2 protein-coding genes are annotated in these 2,250 nt (G+C 37.2%); both read left to right on the top strand.

The features are described 5' to 3' along the window. The first annotated feature begins 25 nt into the window (after positions 1–25). Complete coding sequence (locus VFS71_RS12000) at positions 26–1,441, top strand: MFS transporter (protein ID WP_326401521.1); 1,416 nt, start codon at positions 26–28, stop codon at positions 1,439–1,441. A gap of 24 nt (positions 1,442–1,465) precedes the next feature. Further along, the coding region (locus VFS71_RS11995; RefSeq protein ID WP_326401520.1) for a glycosidase at positions 1,466–2,250 on the top strand (785 nt) is incomplete at its 3' end.

The raw sequence follows: 2,250 nt of genomic DNA, 5'->3' as shown, positions 1-2,250 counted from the left end.
ATAAACCTTTATAAAAAATAAAACCATGACAACAAACCCCAAGAAAATAATGGATTATAAAATCAGTTTAAAAGAAAAAGTTGGTTACGGGTTGGGAGATGCTGCTTCCTCTATGTTTTGGAAAATTTTCAGTATGTATCTTATGTTCTTTTACACTGATGTCTTTGGTATAGCGCCTGCCGTGGTGGGAACCATGTTCTTGATTACCCGTATTTGGGATTCCTGCTTTGACCCTTTGGTGGGAATTATTGCAGACCGTACCAAAAGCCGTTGGGGAAAATTCAGACCTTATTTATTGTGGACGGCAATTCCTTTTGCATTAATTGGGGTTCTTACTTTTTACACTCCAGATTTTGACGAAAAAGGGAAAATAATATATGCATACGTTACTTATTCATTAATGATGATGATCTATTCGATAATCAATGTTCCGTATGCTTCTTTGCTGGGAGTTATGTCCGGTGATCGAAAAGAACGTACTACGCTTTCCTCCTATCGCATGGTTTTTGCCTTTGGCGGGAGCTTATTGGCTCTTTGGTTAATCGAACCATTGGTGAATCATTTTGGTGGAAGTTTAAACTCCAAGACAGGTTGGTTATACACTATAATTGTTTTTGGAATCATCACTACAATTTTCTTTTGGTCTTGCTTTTTTCTAACCAAAGAAAGGGTACAACCTATAAATGATGAAAAACCAAATCTAAAAGAAGATTTAAATGACCTTCTTAAAAACAGACCTTGGTGGATTTTATTGGGTGCTGGAATTGGTGCTTTGGTATTCAATTCCATTCGTGATGGGGCAGCGGTTTACTACTTCAAATATTATGTTAGCAGTACAGTGAGCTATAGTTTCAACATTTTTGGAGAAAATTTTGCGATGACTCCAACCACGCTTTACTTGGTACTGGGACAAGCTGCAAACATTATTGGTGTGATTGCAGCTACTCCAATTGCAAACAAAATTGGCAAAAAGAAAACCTTTTTTGGAGCTATGGCACTTGCTTCAATTTTAAGTATCCTCTTCTATTATATTGGAAAGGAAAATATTGTATTGATTATGGTTTTCCAAATATTGATTAGTATTTGCGCCGGGTGCATATTCCCATTAATCTGGTCTATGTATGCTGATAGTGCCGATTACTCTGAGTGGAAACAAGGAAGAAGAGCCACTGGTCTTATCTTTTCAGCTTCCTCGATGTCTCAAAAATTTGGATGGACAATCGGTGGTGCTGCAACTGGATGGCTTTTGGGATACTTTGGCTTCCAGGCAAACGTAGTGCAAACTGTCACTGCACAAAACGGAATATTACTAATGCTGAGCATCCTTCCAGCTATTGCTGCAGCACTATCTGTACTTTTCATCATATTCTATCCATTATCTGAAGAAAAGTTGCAGACCATAGAAGACGAACTTAATCACAAAAGAAACTTAAACAAATAATACTTGATTTTAGAAAATTCAGTTATGAGCACTACAAAAATAAATGTCGATTTAAAACAAATAAAAATCGAACTCGACAAGCAATTCAATGCTTTAATTCAAACAAAAAATGAACCACAAGACGGTATTGGAAACGGAATATACACTCGCTATAAAAACCCTGTTTTAACAGCCGCGCACACACCGCTGGAATGGAGATTTGATTTTAATCCAAATACAAATCCATTGTTTTTGGAGAGAATTGCCATAAATGCCACATTCAATGCAGGAGCCATCAAATGGAATGATAAATATATCCTTGTTGCCCGTGTGGAAGGTGCAGACAGAAAATCTTTCTTTGCTGTTGCCGAAAGTCCAAATGGTATTGATAATTTCAAATTTTGGGACAAACCTTGTGTGATTCCACAGACCGAAGAGCCAGACACTAATGTTTATGATATGCGTTTAATAAAGCATGAAGACGGATGGATTTACGGTATTTTCTGCACTGAAAGAAAAGATCCATCAGCTCCTAAAGGCGACACCAGTACTGCTATTGCCAATGCAGGAATTGTACGCACCAAAGATTTAATCAACTGGGAAAGATTACCTGATTTGATTTCAAACACTGGACAACAACGAAATGTGGTATTGCATCCAGAATTTGTAAACGGAAAATATGCTTTATACACTCGTCCGCAAGATGGTTTTATTGACGTAGGGAACGGTGGTGGAATTGGACTTGGCTTTGTGGAAAACATGAACAATCCAGTCGTAAATGAGGAAAAAATCATTTATGGAAAACAATATCACACAGTATATGAATTGAA

Source organism: Flavobacterium sp. (genome assembly GCF_035760125.1).
GTDB lineage: Bacteria > Bacteroidota > Bacteroidia > Flavobacteriales > Flavobacteriaceae > Flavobacterium.
Note: the sequence above shows the minus strand (reverse complement) of the source record. Positions and strands in the feature narration are given on the sequence as shown.

Excerpts from the sequence above, each read along its gene's own strand:
- VFS71_RS12000 (WP_326401521.1), top strand. The coding sequence starts at position 26 with ATGACAACAAACCCCAAGAAAATAATGGATTATAAAATCAGTTTAAAA.